General features: G+C 69.5%; 15 protein-coding genes and 1 pseudogene. 6 read left to right on the top strand and 10 right to left on the bottom strand.

Going from position 1 to position 18,603, the window contains the following annotated elements; genetic code table 11:
- Window positions 1–23: 23 nt before the first annotated feature.
- From GA0115254_RS16170 to GA0115254_RS16180, 3 genes are all read right to left on the bottom strand, one after another.
- On the bottom strand, window positions 24–1,766 hold the full coding sequence (locus GA0115254_RS16170; RefSeq protein ID WP_093895983.1) for a pyruvate dehydrogenase: 1,743 nt from the start codon (window positions 1,764–1,766) through the stop codon (window positions 24–26).
- A gap of 65 nt (window positions 1,767–1,831) precedes the next feature.
- Window positions 1,832–3,547 carry a protein phosphatase 2C domain-containing protein gene (locus tag GA0115254_RS16175; protein ID WP_093895984.1) on the bottom strand — a complete coding sequence of 572 codons (1,716 nt, stop codon included), beginning with the start codon at window positions 3,545–3,547 and terminating at the stop codon, window positions 1,832–1,834.
- Between the two features lie 126 nt (window positions 3,548–3,673).
- On the bottom strand, window positions 3,674–7,438 hold the full coding sequence (locus GA0115254_RS16180) for a S8 family peptidase (RefSeq protein ID WP_093895985.1): 3,765 nt from the start codon (window positions 7,436–7,438) through the stop codon (window positions 3,674–3,676).
- A gap of 210 nt (window positions 7,439–7,648) precedes the next feature.
- Between GA0115254_RS16180 and GA0115254_RS16185 the strand changes: the two genes are divergently transcribed.
- The 4 genes and pseudogenes from GA0115254_RS16185 to GA0115254_RS46105 form a co-directional block, all read left to right on the top strand.
- Window positions 7,649–8,638 (top strand): helix-turn-helix domain-containing protein, encoded by a 990-nt coding sequence (locus tag GA0115254_RS16185; protein WP_093895986.1) that lies wholly within the window; start codon window positions 7,649–7,651, stop codon window positions 8,636–8,638.
- 129 nt (window positions 8,639–8,767) lie between these two features.
- Window positions 8,768–9,250 (top strand): DUF456 domain-containing protein, encoded by a 483-nt coding sequence (locus GA0115254_RS16190; RefSeq protein WP_176740148.1) that lies wholly within the window; start codon window positions 8,768–8,770, stop codon window positions 9,248–9,250.
- A gap of 266 nt (window positions 9,251–9,516) precedes the next feature.
- Window positions 9,517–11,799, top strand: a complete 2,283-nt coding sequence (locus GA0115254_RS16195; protein ID WP_256102610.1) for a glycosyl hydrolase family 95 catalytic domain-containing protein — start codon at window positions 9,517–9,519, stop codon at window positions 11,797–11,799.
- An 84-nt stretch (window positions 11,800–11,883) separates the two neighbouring features.
- A pseudogene (locus tag GA0115254_RS46105) lies at window positions 11,884–12,057 on the top strand (PPOX class F420-dependent oxidoreductase); the annotation flags it as partial.
- 2 nt (window positions 12,058–12,059) lie between these two features.
- Here the strand turns inward: GA0115254_RS46105 and GA0115254_RS16205 are convergent.
- Both GA0115254_RS16205 and rsgA read right to left on the bottom strand, forming a co-directional pair.
- The gene (locus GA0115254_RS16205; RefSeq protein WP_093895988.1) at window positions 12,060–13,409 is read right to left on the bottom strand and encodes a DNA-3-methyladenine glycosylase 2 family protein; all 1,350 of its coding nucleotides are present in this window, start codon (window positions 13,407–13,409) and stop codon (window positions 12,060–12,062) included.
- A gap of 70 nt (window positions 13,410–13,479) precedes the next feature.
- A complete protein-coding gene (gene rsgA, locus GA0115254_RS16210; protein ID WP_093895989.1) occupies window positions 13,480–14,655 on the bottom strand; it encodes a ribosome small subunit-dependent GTPase A in 1,176 nt (391 codons plus the stop codon).
- A gap of 374 nt (window positions 14,656–15,029) precedes the next feature.
- Between rsgA and GA0115254_RS46110 the strand changes: the two genes are divergently transcribed.
- Complete coding sequence (locus tag GA0115254_RS46110) at window positions 15,030–15,128, top strand: DUF5949 family protein (RefSeq protein ID WP_256102606.1); 99 nt, start codon at window positions 15,030–15,032, stop codon at window positions 15,126–15,128.
- A 160-nt stretch (window positions 15,129–15,288) separates the two neighbouring features.
- Here GA0115254_RS46110 and GA0115254_RS16215 read toward each other — a convergent pair whose 3' ends face one another.
- The 5 genes from GA0115254_RS16215 to GA0115254_RS16235 form a co-directional block, all read right to left on the bottom strand.
- Complete coding sequence (locus GA0115254_RS16215; protein ID WP_093895990.1) at window positions 15,289–15,564, bottom strand: hypothetical protein; 276 nt, start codon at window positions 15,562–15,564, stop codon at window positions 15,289–15,291.
- A 119-nt stretch (window positions 15,565–15,683) separates the two neighbouring features.
- Window positions 15,684–15,884: a hypothetical protein gene (locus tag GA0115254_RS45240; RefSeq protein WP_093895991.1), complete on the bottom strand. Its 201-nt coding sequence runs from the start codon at window positions 15,882–15,884 to the stop codon at window positions 15,684–15,686.
- 341 nt (window positions 15,885–16,225) lie between these two features.
- On the bottom strand, window positions 16,226–16,516 hold the full coding sequence (locus GA0115254_RS16225) for a hypothetical protein (protein WP_093895992.1): 291 nt from the start codon (window positions 16,514–16,516) through the stop codon (window positions 16,226–16,228).
- Window positions 16,517–16,763: 247 nt separating this feature from the next.
- Window positions 16,764–16,997 carry a chaplin gene (locus GA0115254_RS16230; protein WP_093895993.1) on the bottom strand — a complete coding sequence of 78 codons (234 nt, stop codon included), beginning with the start codon at window positions 16,995–16,997 and terminating at the stop codon, window positions 16,764–16,766.
- Between the two features lie 295 nt (window positions 16,998–17,292).
- A complete protein-coding gene (locus GA0115254_RS16235; RefSeq protein WP_093896008.1) occupies window positions 17,293–17,622 on the bottom strand; it encodes an RdlA protein in 330 nt (109 codons plus the stop codon).
- A gap of 459 nt (window positions 17,623–18,081) precedes the next feature.
- On the opposite strand from GA0115254_RS16235, the gene GA0115254_RS47220 reads away from it, so the two are divergent.
- On the top strand, window positions 18,082–18,603 hold a 522-nt coding region (locus GA0115254_RS47220; protein WP_176740150.1), incomplete at its 3' end, for a chaplin.

Consider the following 18,603-nt stretch of genomic DNA (forward strand, 5'->3'; position numbering starts at 1 on the left):
TCCCGCCCGCTGCTCGGGTTCGTTCAGGGGCGGGGCACGTTCCGCAGGTTGGAGCGGGCCATCTGGACCATCCGGCCGACTCCACCGTCCAGCACGATCTTGCTGGCGGAGAGCGCGAAACCGGTCACCATCTCCGCGCTGATCTTCGGTGGGATGGAGAGCGCGTTGGGGTCGGTGACGACATCGACGAGCGCCGGGCCCTTGTGCTTGAAGGCGTCCTTGAGGGCGCTTTCGAGTTGCTTGGGCTTCTCCACCCGTACGCCGTATACCCCGGCTGCCCGGGCGATCGCCGCGAAGTCCGGATTCTTGTTGGTCGTACCGAACGACGGCAGGCCTGCGACCAGCATCTCCAACTCGACCATGCCGAGCGAGGAGTTGTTGAACAGTACGACCTTCACCGGCAGGTCGTACTGCACCAGGGTGAGGAAGTCGCCCATCAGCATGGTGAATCCGCCGTCGCCGGACATCGACACCACCTGCCGGTTCCGGTCGACGAACTGGGCACCGATGGCCTGCGGGAGCGCGTTGGCCATCGATCCGTGGCTGAACGAACCGATGACACGGCGTCTGCCGTTGGGCGAGAGATAGCGGGCGGCCCAGACATTGCACATACCGGTGTCGACGGTGAACACGGCGTCGTCGTCCGCCAGATCGTCCAGCACCGAGGCGACGTACTCCGGGTGGATCGGGATGTGCTTCTCGACCTTGCGGGTGTACGCCTTGATCACGCCCTCCAGCGCGTCGGCGTGTTTCTTCAGCATGCGGTCGAGGAACTTGCGGTCGGTCTTGGTCCTGACCCGCGGGGTCAGACAGCGCAGCGTCTCGCGGACATCGCCCCAGACCGCCAGATCCAGCTTGGAGCGGCGGCCGAGGTGCTCAGGTCGCACATCGACCTGGACGATCTTCACATCGCTGGGAAGGAAGGCGTTGTACGGGAAGTCGGTGCCGAGCAGGATGAGGAGATCGCACTCGTTGGTCGCCTCGTAGGCGGCGCCGTAGCCGAGCAGTCCGCTCATGCCGACGTCGTACGGGTTGTCGTACTGGATCCATTCCTTGCCGCGCAGCGCGTGCCCGACCGGGGCCTTCACCCGCTCGGCGAACTCCATCACCTCGGCATGGGCACCCGCCGTGCCGCTGCCGCAGAACAATGTCACCCGCTTCGCCTCGTCGACCATCCGGCCGAGCTTCTCGATCTCCTCGTCACCGGGCCGTACCGTCGGCCGCGAAGTGACCAGGGCGTGCTCGACCGACTTCTCCGGGGCGGGCTGCGATGCGATGTCACCCGGCATCGAGACGACGCTGACGCCGCCTCGGCCGATCGCGTGCTGAATGGCCGTCTGGAGCAGCCGCGGCATCTGCTGCGGGTTCGAGATCATCTCGTTGTAGTGACTGCACTCCTGGAAGAGCAGCTCCGGATGGGTCTCCTGGAAGTAGCCGAGACCGATCTCGCTCGAAGGAATGTGCGAGGCGAGGGCGAGAACGGGTGCCATGGAGCGGTGGGCGTCGTAGAGGCCGTTGATGAGGTGCAGATTGCCGGGGCCGCAGGAGCCCGCACAGGCCGCCAGCGAGCCGGTGATCTGGGCCTCGGCTCCGGCGGCGAACGCGGCGGTCTCCTCGTGCCTGACCTGAATCCACTCGATGGCCGAGTTGCGGCGGATGGCGTCGACGACCGGGTTGAGACTGTCGCCGACGACGCCGTACATACGCTTGACGCCCGCCCGGGCGAGGATGTCGACGAACTGCTCCGACACATTCTGCTTGGCCATGGGTGCGTACCCTTTCCGCGCTTCGGCTTCCGGACTCCGCATCCATCAACCCATGGCACGCGCGGTTACGCCTCCCAGACGCCGACACTCGTACGGTCGTCGGAGTACCCCTTCACCCTGAGCTGGGTGTCCGCGAGGAAGGCGGCGAGCCCGGGTGCCTGGTCGGGGGTCCAGCGTTCGGCGAGCTCCTGGGCGAGCGCGGGCTCACCGCGGAGGGGTTCGGCGAGGCCGCTGCTGCACAGCAGCAGGGTATCCCCCGGCCGGGCCACCGACGCCCGGAACCGGAACGGCTCGGTGGGCGGGCCGAGCGGGCCTTCGGCAGTACGGGACGGGGGCGTGACGATGTCCAGGTCCATGGTGAGGTGGTCTCCGTCGGGGCCGCTCCCGGAAGAGGCGGAGCCGATTCCGACCGCGGCTTCGCCGCTGACGTCACGGGCTTCCGGCGCCTTCGGTTCGAGGTCCTGCCAGACGCCGTGGCGCAGCCGGAAGAGCCCACCGGCGCCGACGCCGAAGAAGACCCTGGTACGGCAGTCCGGGTCCGCCGACAGCAGGAGGCAACGCAGGCCCGCCGTGTACTGCTGCGGTTCGAGTCCCAATTCAGCGGCGCGGGCGCGCAGCTTGCCGTAGCTGCGGTCGGTGAGGCGGTTCAGGCCGGAGGTGAGGTCGCCACGGCGGCCGGCCCTTATGTCCTCGGAGAGCCGGACATGGCTGCGGCCGACGGCACCGCCGATCCAGCGGCAGGCGTCGGCCGCCGCCAGATGCGCCCGCTCGGTGGCGCGGGCCCCGGTGGCGACGGCGACCAGGACGAGCGCGCTCCTGTCGGTGCCGAAGCGCACGGTGAGCAGCGCATCGCGGCGGGGCTCGCCCCGGAACCGTGCGGAGTCCCCGCGCACGGAGGCGGCGCGCAGGGTGTACGTGCCGTATCCGGCGCCGTCGAGCACGGTGTCGGATACGAGACCGTCCAGCTCTTGGGGGACGGTGGCGGGCAGCGCGGTGGGCTCGGCGTCGTAGGTGGGCGGCCGGTCACCCACATGGCCGATCGCGGGGCGAAGTGGGGCGGGTGTGGGTGCGGGTACCGCGGGTATGCGTTCCGGCTCGGGTGCAGGTGCCTGTGCGGTGACCGCGGTGACCGCGGTGACGGGGGCTTGCGGGGCGGCGGGTCCCTCGCCACCCGGCTGCCCGGGCAGAGGCGGCGTCGCCGGCGCCGACGCCGCATCGGCGATGGACGGCTCGGGCGCGAACTCGGGCCCCCACGGCACGTCCGGCCCCGACGGCTGGTCAGCCGCGGCCGGAGGACCCGCCGGGACCGGCGGTGCGGCGAAGGTGCGCGGCTGCGAAGGGCCGGCTGGGAACGCACCCGGGCCGCGTACGGGCGCAACCGGCGGCTCCCACGGAGCACGCACCCGCACCGGTTCAGGCACGACGGGCGCGGACGGTGCAGACGGCGCGGACGGCGCGGACGGCACGACTGGCGCACGCGGAGGCGGCGGCGCGGATGGCAGAGGCGGCGGTGGCGAGGGCAGTGGCGGTGGCGGTGGCGGTGGCGGCCCAGCCGACGTGCCCGGCACCACCGCCGAAGGCGGAAGCAGAAGCCCAGCTCCCTCCCCCGCTCCGTCGAAACCCCTGGGCCCGCCCGGACTCACCGCGTCCGACGCCGAGTCGAAGCGGTCGTCGAGGCTGTCGGCCGCGTTGCTCGCCCCGGTGTCCCTGGCGGTCTCGTCGTACAGCCTGCGCCACCAGTCGTCCTCGTGGGCGGCGGGCCTCTCCCCCTGCTGGCTCATGCCCTTATTGTCCACCGCGCGGGCCTTACGAAAACGGGTCATCCGGAAAACGTGGCCATGGAAAAGGTCCGCCGGGCGGCCCCACCCCCCACGGGAAGGACGCCCGGCGGACCGGTCAGGACGTGATCAACGCACGGCGTACGCGTCGTTCACGGTCTGGATGACGGAGTTGCCGTTGGCGTCCGTCAGTTCGGTCTTCAGGGTGACCGGCTTGCCGGCCGCGCCCGCGTGGTTCACGGTCGCGGTCCAGTGGCCCCCCTGCTGTGCGGTGGTGGCCTGGGTCCAGGTCTCGCCACCGTCGTACGAGTAGGAGACCTTGGCGGCGACCAGCTTGCCGGGCGTGTAGCCCGCGTGGCCGGTGACGCTCAGGCCGATCGTCTGACCGTCCTTCGCCGGGAGGGTCTTGAGTCCGTCGGTCTCCAGGTCGTAGCCCGGGAAGAGCAGCGGGATCCCCTGCGAGTACACGTTCTCGTCCCGCTTCGAGCGGAACTTCCAGGTGGTCTCGGTGCTGGTGGACCGCTTCCACACGGCGGCGGGCTGGCCGAACTTGGCGGTGGTCATGGTGAGTTCGTACGCGGCGTCCTCGGCCGGGACGGTGAACACCCCGGACGGCCAGCCGGACTCACCGAGCACTTCACCACCGCTGGTCAGCCGCATGTTGCCGACGTCTCCGAAGGAGCCCTGGAGACCGGCGTGCTCGGTGTCGCTCCAGAAGCCCGGGGCGACGCCGATCAGGTTGTCCTGACGCTCGGCGGCGAGCTGGACCTTGCCCGCGGCGTCACGCGGAGCGGCCGGGGCCGGGATGCCCCGGTACCAGTTCTCCGTGCGCTCGGAGCCTGCCGTGTACGTACGGGGCTGGTCGACCATGTACTCGCCCCAGGGGAAGCTGGAGGAGACGTACCGCTCCCAGCCGGTGTCGCCCGCCGAGTAGTACTCGGTGCGCTTGCCGGGGACGGCGACGGTGTCGAAGCCACCGGAGTAACTCCCGCCGTACGGGCGGTTGATGATCATCATGTCGATGTAGTCGGCCGCGACGCCCATCGCCTCGTACGTGGCGGTCGACTTGCCGAGCTTGCTGTCACGGACCTTGTACGTACGGTCCGAGGTGACGGGGCCGGTCTCGGGGAACGCGAGGTTGTAGACGAACGGGCTGGCAGCGGTGGCCTTCCAGCTCAGCTTCACGGGGCCGTCGGCCAGGGCTGCCTTCAGGGCGTCGGCCTCGCTCGACTCGATACCGAGAGAGGGCAGCGGCGCCGAACCGTAGCCGACGGACGGCTTCCAGGGGCCCGCGGACGGCCGGTACGCGATGACCGCCTTTGCGCCCGCGGCCTTGGCGTTCCGCGCCTGAGTTGCCATCGCCCCGTCATCGGCGACCTCGACCAGGGCTATCTTGCCCGAGACACCGGCGGCCTTCAGCTCGTCGGAGGTGCCGGTGCCCGCGTCGACGAGTGCGGCCTCCCCGGTACCGTCGAGGTTGACGGAGCCGGCGCTCGCCACCGTCGGGTGCAGTGCGGCGCCGCCGACGACCGACAGCTTCTCGATCTGCGGGGCGTATGCGCGCCAGAGGCTGGCGAACTCGAAGTCGCCGTCGCTCGCCTTGCCCTGCACGTCGGCCAGGTAGTTCATGCCGGTGCCGGTGCCGGTGATGGAACCGGAGTGCAGCCAGACGTTGTCCCAGCTGCGGCCGAAGGAGAGCGTCGTGGAGCGGCTCTCGGACGCGCGGTCCTCCGTCTTCACCTGGATCCGGTGGGCCTTGCGGGCGTCCAGGACCAGGGTGGTGTCCTTGGTGACGTTCAGCTGCGGCCTGGCGAGGTAGCCGACGGACTCGACCATCCGGCCGGTGGCATCCTTCAGGTCCGGCGACATGACGAAGCTGGAGACGAAGTACGCGCCGGGGCGCACCTGGTACACCTGGTCGGCCGCCCCGTCGTTGAAGCGCCGCTCACCGCTGGCGGTGTCGGTGCCGATGACGTCCAGCGAGGAGGAACCCGCGGCAGGCTTGCCGGTGCGGTCGATGAGCTTGACGCGCAGGGTGACCGTCTCGGCGCCGACGTACAGCGAGAACGGGGTGGAGACCTTGACGCCGTCGGGCCCGGTGGCGAGCACACGTCCGGTGACATCGCCGTACTGGGATGCCTTCAGCTTCGCGGTCGGGTCGATGTGCAGCGGGACCTTGACGGTGGCTCCGGCCGGGACGGTGACGGTGCTCGCGTCGAGCTTCGCAACCGAGGAGCGGACGTCCGAGCCGTCGTTGCCGGTGACGCCCTGGACCTTGAGCGACAGCTTCACCGGCTTGGTGCCGGAGTTGGTGTACGGGACATCGACCGCGGTGCGGTCGCTCTTGTCCTGCGGCCAGTTGAACGTACCGCCCTGAACGGCGGGGGCGCCGACGACGGTGGTGTCGATGGCGGCCTTCACATCGAGGCGGCCACCGCCGGTCTCGCGTACGTCGCCGGGGATGTCGCTCTTCGCGGACGACACCAGGGCGGCCTTGATCTGCTGAGCGGTCCACTCCGGGTGACGCTGCTTCACGATGGCTGCGGCGCCCGCGACATGCGGGGTGGCCATCGACGTACCGGACATCGTCCGGTAGGCGTAGACGCCGCGGCCGCCTGCTGCGGCGGCCGAGATGGCGACGCCGGGAGCGGCGATCTCGGGCTTGAGGGTGTGCGATCCGATCACGGGTCCGCGGCTGGAGAACTGGGCCGTGGAGTCGTCGCGGTCGACGGCGCCGACAGTCAGCACGCTCGGGGCGCACCCGGGCGAGGAGACGGTGTTCAGCGTCGGTCCCGAGTTACCGGCCGCGATCACGAACAGGGTGTTCTTGCTCTGGGCGAGTTCCTCGGCGGCGACGCTCATCGGGTCGGTGCAGTCGGTCGGCGTCGGGCTGCCCAGGCTCATGGAGACGACGTCGGCCTTCTGGTCGACGGCCCACTGCATACCGGCGATGATCCAGGACTCGGCGCCGGAGCCGCTGTCGTTGAGGACCTTGCCCGCAAGCAGGTCGGCGCCGGGGGCGACGCCCTTCTTCTTGCCGTCGCTGGCCGCGCCGGAGCCGCCCACGGTGGAGATGGTGTGGGTGCCGTGGCCCTGCCGGTCGTCCGTGGTGTCGGAGTCGGTGAAGTTCTCCGAGGCGGCGATCCGGCCCTTGAGGTCGGGGTGTTCGGCGTCGACACCGGTGTCGAGCACGGCGACCTTGGTGCCCTTGCCGTCGTATCCGGCGGCCCAGGCGAGGTCGGCACCGATCTGCTTGGTCGACTTGTCGAGAGTGGCCTGAACCTTGCGGTCGAGCCAGAGCTTCTTCAGGCCGGAGGCCGAGCGGGAACGGGTGCTGGTGACGTCCGACCAGAAGTCGGCCGCCTTCTCCTTGTCCGTCTTGAGCGCGACGCCGTCGATCGCGTCGAGTTCGAGTCCACGCTTGGCGCCGCGCGGGGTGGCGGGCGCGGAGCGGGCCACGTCCTTGCCGTAGACCGCGATCAGCGGCAGCGACTTGGTGCTCGCGTCGTCGTAGCCCTGACGGATGAGCCCGGTGACGTTGAAGAGTTCCTCGTCGACCGTGCCGGCGGCCAGCGCGTCGGTGGCGGTGTCGGGATAGACGTAGAGGTCCTTGCCGGACTGCCTGGTCTGCACGAGGGGGACGGTGCCGTCCTCGCGCGGCAGTGCGACGACCGATGCGGCCCCCGAACTGTCCGTGCTCACCAGGACCTTGTCGCCGGTGACCAGGGTGACGGTGACCGGCTTGCCCTCCTTGGTGTCGGCGGCCGCACTGCCGGTCAGTGGTCTCTTCGCGGTCGTGTCGTCCTGCGGCGCTGCCGCGGACGGTGCGATCGCGGTGACGGCCAGGACGGCAGCGGTGGCCGCCCCCAGTGCCGTACGCGATATCGGACGCATCGCTCTCCCCAAGTGAAACCGGAATATCTCTGAACAAACCGCGCTATTCCGGAGGTTGTTGGTACTGCGGTGGCGCCACATTGGCAGAGCGACGAGCGATAAAGGGATGATGTACACGGCGGGTTTACGCCGTGGCCGCTTTCCGCCACGACCGGGTACCCGAAGACAGTGACATCGTGCGGAATCAATGCGTCCGGGAGGGGTCCGGGGATGCTGGGAGCCATAGGTCTCGACGAGATACAGGAGTCGGCGTACCGCGCGCTCGTGGCGGTGGGAGCCGCGGAGGTCTCCGATCTCGCGCACCGGCTGGCACTTCCCGAGTCGGACACCGAACGGGCGTTGCGCCGGCTGGAGCAGCATGGGCTGGCCGCCCAGTCGTCGGCCCGTACGGGCCGCTGGGTGGCCGCACCGCCGGGCGTGGCGCTGGGTGCGCTGCTGACCCAGCAGCGCCATGAGCTGGAGCAGGCGGAACTGGCTGCGGCGCTGCTCGCCGAGGAGTACCGGGCGGAGGCCACCGATTCGGCCGTGCACGATCTGGTCGAGGTGGTCACGGGCGCGAGTGCGGTGGCGCACCGTTTCCACCAGTTGCAGTTGGGTGCGACGAGCGAGGTGTGCGCCCTGGTCACCGGGAAGCCGATCGCGGTCAGCGGAATGGAGAACGAGTCCGAGGAGCAGGCCGCCACGCGCGGTGTGTCGTTCCGGGTGGTGGTCGAGCGGGAGGTGCTCGCGCTGCCGTCCGGGATCACGGAGCTGTCGGCCGCGCTGAGCCGTGACGAGCAGTGCCGGGTCGTCGACCGGGTGCCCACGAAGCTGGTCATCGCCGACACGGCGCTGGCGATGGTGCCGCTGACCGGACGGGGAGCCGAGCCTGCGGCACTGGTGGTTCACGCCTCCGGGCTGCTGGAGTCGCTGATGGGGCTCTTCGAGGCGGTGTGGCGCGATGCCATGCCGCTCAGGCTCGGCGAGAACGGCCGGATGGAGGAGGAGTCCACCGGACCCGATACGGCGGACCTGGAGATTCTTTCGCTGCTGCTGGCCGGGCTGACGGATGCGAGCGTGGCGAAGCAGCTGGAGCTGGGGCTGCGGACCGTACAGCGGCGGGTGAAGGGTCTGATGGAGCTGACCGGGGTGTCGACCCGGCTGCAGCTGGGCTGGCACGCGTACGAGCGGGGCTGGGTGTCCCGGACGCCACGGACCTGAACGCGGCCCCCACCGAATATCCCGGCCCGGTTTCCCTGCCGCTTCGTCACGGCTCCGAGCTCCACCGGCGGTCCCCGCGCCGAGCCGCGCTGACGGGCGCGACCGGCCGGACTCCGGCAGGCTGGTCAGATGGGAGTGTGGCAGCTCGTCGCCGTCGGCCTGGTGATGCTTCTCGGCCTGGTCGGCGTGCTGGTGGCGGGGGTGCCGGGGCAGGCGATCGTCTGGGCCGCCGTGCTGTGGTGGGCGTTGACCGACATGACTCCGGCCGCCTGGGGGGTACTCATAGGTGCCACCGCACTGCTTCTGCTGAATCAGGCGCTGAAGCTGTTGCTGCCGCCGCGCCGCCCCCGTGAGTCCGGTGCACCGCGCAAAACTCTGATGCTGGGCGGGGCCGGTGCGATCGTGGGCTTCTTCGTAGTGCCGGTGGTGGGCGGGATCGTCGGCTATGTGGGGGCGATCTACGGGGCGGAGCGGCTGCGGCTCGGCAGCCACGGGGCGGGGTGGGCATCGGTCCGCTCGGTGATGCGGGCGACGGGCTGTTCCGTGCTCGTCGAGCTCTACGCATGTCTGCTGGTGACGGGGGCCTGGCTGAGCGCGGTGATCTGGGCCTGACCTCCGCCCCTCCCTCTGACCATCTGGATGGATGTTGTCCAGATAGAGGGAAACACATCGGATCTCTCCCGCTCTATTGACGCAAGGATGCCCCGTGCCTACCTTCCCTGAAGGAATAGCTCGGATGAATCGATGTGCCTGCGTACGAGTCGCCAGGAGACGCCTTGCCCACAGCACCGGACCCCTCCCGCCCGTCCCGGAACGAATCCCCGTCCCCGTCCCGAAGAAGTGTTCTCGCCACCGGCACCGCGATCGGCGGAGCACTCATGGTGGGCGGTGCGTCCGTCCCCGCCCAGGCAGCCGCCCCGACCGCACCTGCACCCGCCGCCCCGGCCCCTGTCACCGTGCACTCCCCCGACGACAGCTGGCGCACGGTCCTGGACGACGCCGACCTGCTCTGGCAGAAGCTGCCGAAGACCTGGTACGAGGGCCCGTACCTGGGCAACGGCCGCCTCGGCTCCGGCATCTACGCCGAGCCCGGCGCCACCACCACGGCCGTACGCTTCAACGTCCAGCACTCCGAGGTCCAGGACCACCGCCCCGAGTTCGGCTCCCTCTTCGGCCTCGCCCGCCTCCCGATCGGCCACTTCACCCTGGAACCGGCCGGCACCATCACCGGCATCGAGTGGTGGATGCGGCTGCGCACCGCCGAACTCGAAGGCACGATCACCACCACCGCGGGCACCCTGAAGCTTCGCGCCTTCGTCCACTCCTCCAGCGATCTGCTCGCCGTGGAGGTCACCCCGAGCGCGGGCGAGCAGGACTTCCGCTGGGTCTTCCACCCGGCCGACGCGATCAGCCCGCGTGCCGATTTCAAGCCCCTCCCGGACGGCTACACCGGCAACGCGCCCGCGGTGACCGAACAGCACGGCGAGATCACCGCCGCCGTCCAGCCGCTGCTCGCGGGCGGTCAGCACGTCACCGCCTGGCGGGAACGCAGCAGGGGCACGAGCCGCACCCTGTACGTCACCGTCACGCACTCCCACCCGAAGACGACCGCCCGTGACCGCGCGCTGCGCACCGTCAAGACCGCTTCCGCGCTCCCGTACGCACGGCTCGCCGCCCCGCACCGTTCCTGGTGGGACCGGTTCTACCGGAAGAGCTTCCTCTCGCTTCCGGACGCCCGACTGCAGCGCTTCTACTGGATCCAGCTGTACAAGACGGCGTCTGCGGCCCGCAAGGACGCGCCCGTGATGGCCACCTCGGGCCCCTGGCTGGAGCCCACCCCGTGGCCGAACACCTGGTGGAACCTCAACGTCCAGCTGGAGTACTGGCTGATCCACGGCTCCAACCATCTGGAGCTGGACGCCGTCACCCGCGCCCTGAGCGAGTTCCGGGACCAGCTCTCCCGCGAGGTCGCGGCGCCCTACCGGGCGGACTCGGCCGGCATACCGCGTACCACCGACCCCCAGTTGGTCAACGGCGCTTCCGTGACCGACGGCGGCTACGGCGTCGGCATCCCCGGCCAGGACCCGCCCACTCCCGAGGTCGGCAATCTGACCTGGGCGCTGCACAACGTGTGGCTCTCCTACCGCCACACCATGGACGAGTCGATCCTGCGCGACACGCTCTTCCCGCTGCTGCGCAAGGCCGTCAACTACTACCTGCACTTCCTGACGCCCGGTGCGGACGGCAGGCTGCATCTCCCCGCGACGTTCTCCCCCGAGTACGGCGTCAACGCGCCGGACTGCAACTACGACCTGATGCTGCTGCGCTGGGGCTGCCGCACCCTGCTGGACTCGGCGGAGCAGCTCGGCGTCCACGACCCGCTGACCGCCCGCTGGCAGGAGGTTCTGGCCAGGCTCGCGCCGTACCCGGTCGACGCCAACGGCTTCATGATCGGCGCCGGGGTGCCGTTCGCGAAGTCGCACCGCCACTACTCGCACATGCTCGCGGTCTACCCGCTGTACGAGCTGACGGGGGCGACGGCCGACGAGCGCGCCCTGATCGAGAAGTCCCTCGCCCACTGGGTCGGCTTCGAGGGAGCCCTGCAGGGCTACACCTTCACGGGTGCCGCCTCGATGTCGGCCCTCCTCGGCAAGGGCGAGGACGCGCTGAAGTACCTCGGTCAGCTGATGAGCCGCTTCATCCAGGCGAACACCATGTACAAGGAGTCGGGCCCGGTCATCGAGACCCCGCTCTCGGCAGCCCAGTCGCTGCACGACATGGTGTGCCAGTCGTGGGGCGGCACGATCAGGGTCTTCCCTGCGCTGCCCGCCGCCTGGCGGGAGATGACCGTCCATGACTTCCGTACGCAGGGGGCGTTCCTGCTCAGTGCGGTACGCGAAGAGGGACGGACCCGCTGGGTGCGGTTGACCAGCGAGGCGGGCGCGCCCTGCGTCGTACGCCATGGCATCGAGGGGGCCATCGAGATCCGCGACCGGCACGGACGCCCGCTGAACCACGAGGAGTTGGCCGACGGTGCGGTACGCATCCTCCTGCGCAAGGGCGACTCGGCGCTGATCACGGCGAAGGGTGACCGCCCGGACCTGACCGTCCGCCCGGTCACGGCGAACGAGCCCGCGCCACGCTGGGGCCTGCCGGCCTGAGCCCCGGCCCGAAGTCCCAAGACCGGTGTCCGATACATCGGACGATGCAAGTGACGGGTACGCGTGTGGGGCTGACTCCATGCCGAATTCAGCGAGGCCGAGCGCGCGTACCTCAGCACCCAACGGCCGGGGCGGCCGGCCACCGTCGCCCCGAACGGCCGGCCGCAGGCCGATCCGGTCTTCCCGCAGGACGACGGGACGATCCTGGTCGTCGGCTACGCACTCGGGACGACGAAGCAATGGCGCAACCTCCGGAGGGTCTAGAGGCTCAGGTGCCGCACGGCGTACGAACGCCAGGGCCGCCACCGCTCCGCCGCTGACCTCCCGTCCGGATCCACATCGGGGTCGCCGAGCGCACGCATCCTGATGAGCGCCGCGGCTGCCGGACCGATCCCCGGCAGCCGCAGCAGCGTCTGCTCGGCCTCGTCGCGGTCGGCCCCGGCATCGAGCCGTACGTCCCCGTCGGCGAGCGCGGTCGCCAGAGCCCGCAGCGCCGGGTCGTCCACCGCACCGGCCAGCACTCCCGGCTCGGGAAAGACATGTGTGAGCCCACCGCAGGGGACGTCGAGGAGCTTCCCGTACATCTCGACGAGCCGCTCAGCCCCTGCCCCGCCCACCAGCGTCCGTACGGCGAACTCCTCCGGATCCGCGGCACCCGGCGAGCGCAGCCCCGGGCGGGCGGCGACACTCGCTGCGAGTCGCGGGTCGGTGCCGAGCCGCTCGTCGACGGCGTACGGATCGGCGTCCAGGTCGAAGAGGCGCCGCAGCCGCTGCACGGCCGTCGTCAGATCCCGCAGGTCCGTGAGGTGGATCCGGGCATCCAGCCAGGACCCGGCGGACCGTTCGTCGACGGCCACGATGCCCGTGCCGTACGGGAGCCGCAGGGTGCGCCGGTAGGTACGGGTACCGGGATCCCCGCTGACCTCCTCGATCCGGGTGACCGTCTCGCCCGCCAGGAGATCGAAGACCTCGCGGGCCGCGTACGGCCCCCGGTGGGCGAGCCGCAGCGGGATCCCGGTGGTGCGCGCCTGCCGTACCGCCGCTCCCAGCCCCGTCCCGGCCTCGGCGCGCAGTGCGCTCGGCGTACGGGCATAGATCTGCCGGATCGTGTCATTGAACTGCCGCACGCTGGCGAAGCCGGACGCGAAGGCGATCTCGGTCACGGGCAGTCCGGTCGTCTGGAGCAGCACCCGCGCGGTGTGGGCCCGCTGGGCGCGGGCGAGCGCGACGGGTCCGGCGCCCAGCTCCGCGTTGAGCTGCCGCTGCACCTGCCGTGAGCTGTAGCCGAGCCGGTGGGCGAGACCGGGCACACCCTCCCGGTCGACCACGCCGTCGCCGATCATCCGCATGGCTCGGCCGACGACATCGGCCCGGACGTTCCAGTCGGCGGAGCCGGGCACGGCGTCCGGGCGGCAGCGTCTGCACGCCCGGAAGCCGTTGCCCTGGGCGGCGGCCGCGGTCGGGTAGAAGCGGACGTTCTTCCGCTTGGGGGTGACGGCGGGACAGCTCGGCCGGCAGTAGATGCCGGTCGTTTCGACGGCGAAGAAGAACTCCCCGTCGAAGCGGGCGTCACGGCTGCTCACCGCCTCGTACCTGGTCTGTTCGTCCATCACACCGTCCAGTGTGCGGCACCTCCGGGTACCGCACTGGCGGTATTCGGACGTCGTCCAGCGTTGCGGCCTACCGCAGCCGGCCCCGCTTCGCGTCCATGGCCGCCCGGCCCTCGGCCCCTCTGCGCTTCCATTCACGCAGCATTTCGGACCGCACCCGGGCATCGGTCTTGGCGACGATGCGCTGGTTCTCGCGCAGCAGCTTGCGGAAACTGTCGAGGCGCCGCTCGGAGAGCGAACCGTCCTCGATCGCGGCGAGTACCGCGCAGCCGGGCTCCGACTCATGGGCGCAGTCGTGGAACCGGCATTGCTCGGCCAGCTCCTCGATCTCGGAGAAGACCTGGCCGACGCCGGTCTCCGCGTCCCAGAGCCCGACCCCGCGCAGTCCGGGGGTGTCGATCAGTACGCCTCCGGAGGGCAGAACCAGCAGATTGCGGGTCGTGGTGGTGTGCCGGCCCTTGCCGTCGACATCGCGGGCGGCCTGCACCTCCATCACATCGCGGCCGAGGAGGGTGTTGGCGAGGGTCGACTTGCCCGCGCCGGACGCCCCGAGCAGCACGCTCGTCCCGCCCGCGACGATGGCGCCGAACACATCGAGCCCCTCTCCGGTGGCCGAGCTGACGGGCAGCACCTGAACACCGGGGGCGATGGCCTCGATGTCCTGGACGAGGTACGACAGCGTGGCGGTGTCCGGCACCAGATCGGCCTTGGTCAGGACCACGATCGGCTGGGCGGCGCCGTCCGCCGCGGACGCCCCGTCGCGCAGCAGCGCGTCGCCACTGGAGCTGGACATGGCGAGCGCGAGGAAGCGCTCCACCCGGCCCAGGTCGAGCTCCACGGCGAGCGAGACGCAGATGGCGATGTGGTCGACGTTGGTGGCCAGCACCTGCCCCTCGGAGCGCTGCGACGACGTCGAGCGCACAAAGGCCGTACGCCGTGGCAGCAGCGTCCGTACGAACTGCGGATCACCGTCGGGGTCGACGGCGACCCAGTCGCCCGTGCAGATGATCCGCATCGGATCACGCGGGACGACGAAGGCGGTGTCGGCCCGGAGCGTACCGTGCGGTGTGACGACATCGCACTGCCCGCGGTCCACCCGCACCACGCGTCCGGGCAGCAGACCCTGTCCGGCGTACGGAGCGAACTCGGCGGCCCAGTCGTCGTCCCAGCCGTACGGGGACAGCGGATGCGACGCGGACGAGCCCTGAAGAGAAGAGACGAAGGACTGAGAAGACGGGAAAGACAAGGGAAACCCTTCAAAGGGTGGCCCCGGCAACGCGCACACAGGCGCGAAGAGTTACGGAAAGGTCAGCCGGCGACCACGGAGGTGGGAACGATGCTCTTCTGGTTGTGGGTAACGCCCACCGCAGCGACAGTCATCAATGTCCTCACCTCCTGGTTCAAGCACGGGACCGACACCGGCAGTTCTTGTCCGCCGTCCGGAACGCTGCACACAATAGCCCGCGACCATCGGGGGCCGTCAACACATTTGATCCACGGGATCCGGCAGCCCCGCCCCGGGCACTTCGCTACCGCATTCATCGGAGATATCCATCGATCCCCCTCGATCAGGTGATACACAGGCACAACGACCGGTTCCGCGCCGTTGAGGTGCCGAGCATGACCTCCCTCGAGGAGTTGCTGCGGTCGTTCGCAGGCGACGAAGAGGTCATCATGACCCCCGCCCACTGCGTCCTTCCGGTACGCAGCCTGGGCTGAGCCGCCCCCGTACGCCGGATGCCCGCCGCCCCCGTGGAACGGTGGGCGTCGACGTGTGCGGAGCCCTCGGGCTGTGCCCGGGATACTGCTCAGTGGTGTCTTACGCCGGAGTGCGGGCGACAGCCAGGCGGATTCCCGAATCGCCCGCACTTCAGGAATCTCAGCTGTTGCCGACCCCGTTGCCGGAGAGCACCGGGATGTCGTCCACGAGGTGCGACAGCGCCTCGTCGCCCTTGGCCGGCGTGCCCTGGACGAGCTGGAACTGCGGCCTGCCGTCACCCTGGCTCACGCTGTTGCCGAACTCGCCCACGATTTCGTTGCCGTTGACCGACGTGGTCCTCTGGTCATTACCGATCGCCATGGCCGCGGGGGCAACGGCGGCGGACGGACCGGCCAAGGACACGGCCACTGCTGCGCCGGCCATCATCTTCTTCATCACGCTTTACCTTTCGGAGCGTCCCGCTGTGGAACGTATTGATCAACCCGCTACGGAAGCACCGGTTCCGCATCGCGACTCACATGGGTTCGATCCGGCGTGAGGTCGACGCCGCGCCCTCACCCGTCGACGTCCTCTTCGGAGATACGGGCCCCAGGAACTCGACTTCCCGCACAAGGTCGATGGGGTTGCGCGGACGGCGCCGGCTCCGGGCCGCCGCGGGCCGCCTGCCATTCGGCGAGCAGCCGGTCGTAGATGGGCGTGACGTCCTGCGCGTGCCGCTGCCGGCCGCTGGAGCGTTGGCTGTCGTACTGGTCCATGAACAGCCCTTACCCGGTGTGAGCAGTGACGCCTGCTGTCACTACGGCAACCGGCCCAGTACGCCCGCCCCTTCGAGGGGTCGGCGGCACCCCGGACGCGCGACATGGGGCCGGCGCCCCGGGCCGGCCACCGAGGCCATAATCCTCTTGATCGCCAAGTAGCCCTTCCGGGGCTTTCGGTTGCCGACCGTCCAAAGCGCTCCGCCCAACTCAGGGCGGCGGGGTTGGTTGTGCCGCTTCCACTCGAACGATGCTTCTGCTGTCCGGTTGTTCGCCGAATGCACAGCACCGGAGGAGTGCGAAATGCTGCCCAGGAGCGGGGCACTGCCGTGGCGTGAGGATCAGCCGCCGAGCGGCAGGCCGCCCATCAGCGGGGTCGCGCCCTTGGCCGCGTCGGTGGCGTGGCCGGCCGGCTTGTTGACGGTGCCGTTCTTCTGCACCGAATCGGCGGCGCCGCCGACCATGTCCGCGATCGGGTCGACAGCCTGCGGGGCGCCTTCCGCGGCCTGGTCGACACCACCGTCGAGGCTGAAGTCGGTGGCCGTGGCGGTGGTGACGGCGGAGGCGGGAGCAGCCGTTCCGGGAGCAACCACGGAACCGGCAACGAACGCAGCGGTCTTCGCGTACTTCACTTTCAGGTTTCCTTCCGCAGCGGCATCTGTTCCGGTCGCACATCCGCGCCGCACAAGCCTTCTTCAGCTGCGCCTTCTGCCGCTTTCGCCCTGGGTTCCCATGCGGTCGCGACACGACGACTGGACGGGGCCGCCTCTTCTCCGGGACCACTCGATCGACCACCGGGAAATGGGGGAAGGCCCCGGCCCGCATCGGATGCGTGCCGGGGCCTCCCGGTCATGAGCGTTCGGCCGGGCCGACCGGAGATCAGGTGTTGGAGCAGGCGTTACCGGAGGCGGGGTTGAGCCACCCGATCACGCTCACGGTGTTGCCGCAGACGTTGACCGGAACCTGGACCGGAACCTGGACAGCGTTGCCGGACACCACGCCCGGGGAGTTGGCGGTGCTGCCGTCGGCGCCTGCGTCGGCGAAGGCGGGCGCGGCAGCACCCATCGCCATCAGAGTTCCGGCGGCAATGGCGGCAACCTTGGTGTACTTCACTTTTTTCCCTTTCGTTTGACGGAGTCCGGAGCGGCCACGTCTTTCGTGCCGCACGAGCGCGGTCCTGATCACTCGTAACTCCGCCGCTGCAATTCGTAACGATGTAAGACCGTAGGCGAAACTCTTTGAGAAGAAGATCTCCGAAAAACCGCCCGAATGACGCAGTATCGTTCACTCAAAGTCACGGGCGCGATCATCGGACAATCCGATGCACCGGTACCAAGAAAGGCGACCAACGAACCCGAGTCGCACGGAGGAGGAATTCCGACGCCCCCGGCCTTTCATTGCGGCTGAATCAGCTGTTGCCGGCACCGTTGCCGGAGAGCACCGGAATGCCACTCAGGATGTGCGACAGCGGCTCGTCGCCCCTGGCCCGGGTGGAGTTCTCCGTGCACTGCTGGTTCTGCGGCGAGGACAGCACGTTGACGTCCTGGGCCGCGACCGGGACCGGGCCGAACTGCGGGCTGCCGTCACCACGGGTCTCGGAGTTGCCGAACGACTGCGAGGCTCCGTTGCCGTTGACCGAGGTCGTACCGTTGTCGTCGCCGATCGCCATGGCCTGCGTCGCACCCGGACCCAGGATGGAGGCGGCAACGGCACCCGTGGCCAGAACCCTCTTGATCACGATCAACCCTTCTCGTACTGAATGCCCCGTACCGGAGCCTCCTGCCCAACTCATGACCAGGCGTTTGGTTCTCTCCATTCACCCGATTGCCGAGGTGCACGGACAGCAGTACGAAGCAACGCCGCGGGGGGCACCTGCGCACGACGAGCGGCGTCAGCATGAACGCGCATGATTAACCCGTTCGAGCGATCACAAAATTCCCACGAACTTTCAAGTTTCCTCAACAATTCCTCCTCGTTATGACTTCTATCAAGCATGCAGCTTGGGCGTTCACCGAGCAGGAATAGGACTTGTCACATGAAGAACGCTTCTTCGTGGTCTCTCCGCCTTTCCGCAATCGCCGCTTGCCGACTCACGTGGGAAGACCCCCGGGGTGGCGTCCCCGGCGCAAGCTGCATCGCCTGATGAATGAACCGCGAGCCTTCTGCTCGCACGGAATGTCCTAAGGAAGGGCAACCAATGCGAAAAGCCTTGAGTAAGAGCGTGCTGGTCATGGCGGCGGCGTCAGGCATTCTGACCGCGGCAGGCGGGTACGCGTTCGCGGACGCGTCGGCCGATGGCGCCGCCACCGGTTCGCCGGGCGTCGGCTCGGGCAACGCCGTGCAGGTGCCGGTGCACGTTCCCGTCAACGTGTGCGGCAACACGGTCAATGTGATCGGTCTGCTGAATCCCGCGTTCGGCAATGAGTGCGGGAACAAGGGCGGCGCTGGGAACGGCAACGGCGGTGGGGGTGCGAGCGCCAAGGGCACCGCGACCGACTCTCCCGGTGTGTTGTCCGGAAACCTCATCCAGGCCCCGGTGGACGTCCCGGTCAACGTCTGCGGCAACAGCGTCGACGTCGTCGGTGCCCTGAACCCGGCGTCCGGCAACACGTGCTCAAACGTGAGCGGGCCGGACGTCGAGCCGCCGGTGGTCGAACCGCCTGTCGTCGAACCGCCCGTGGTCGAACCCCCTGTCGTCGAGCCCCCCGTCGTCGAACCG

The sequence above is a fragment of the Streptomyces sp. Ncost-T10-10d genome (assembly GCF_900091955.1).
Taxonomy (GTDB): Bacteria; Actinomycetota; Actinomycetes; order Streptomycetales; family Streptomycetaceae; genus Streptomyces.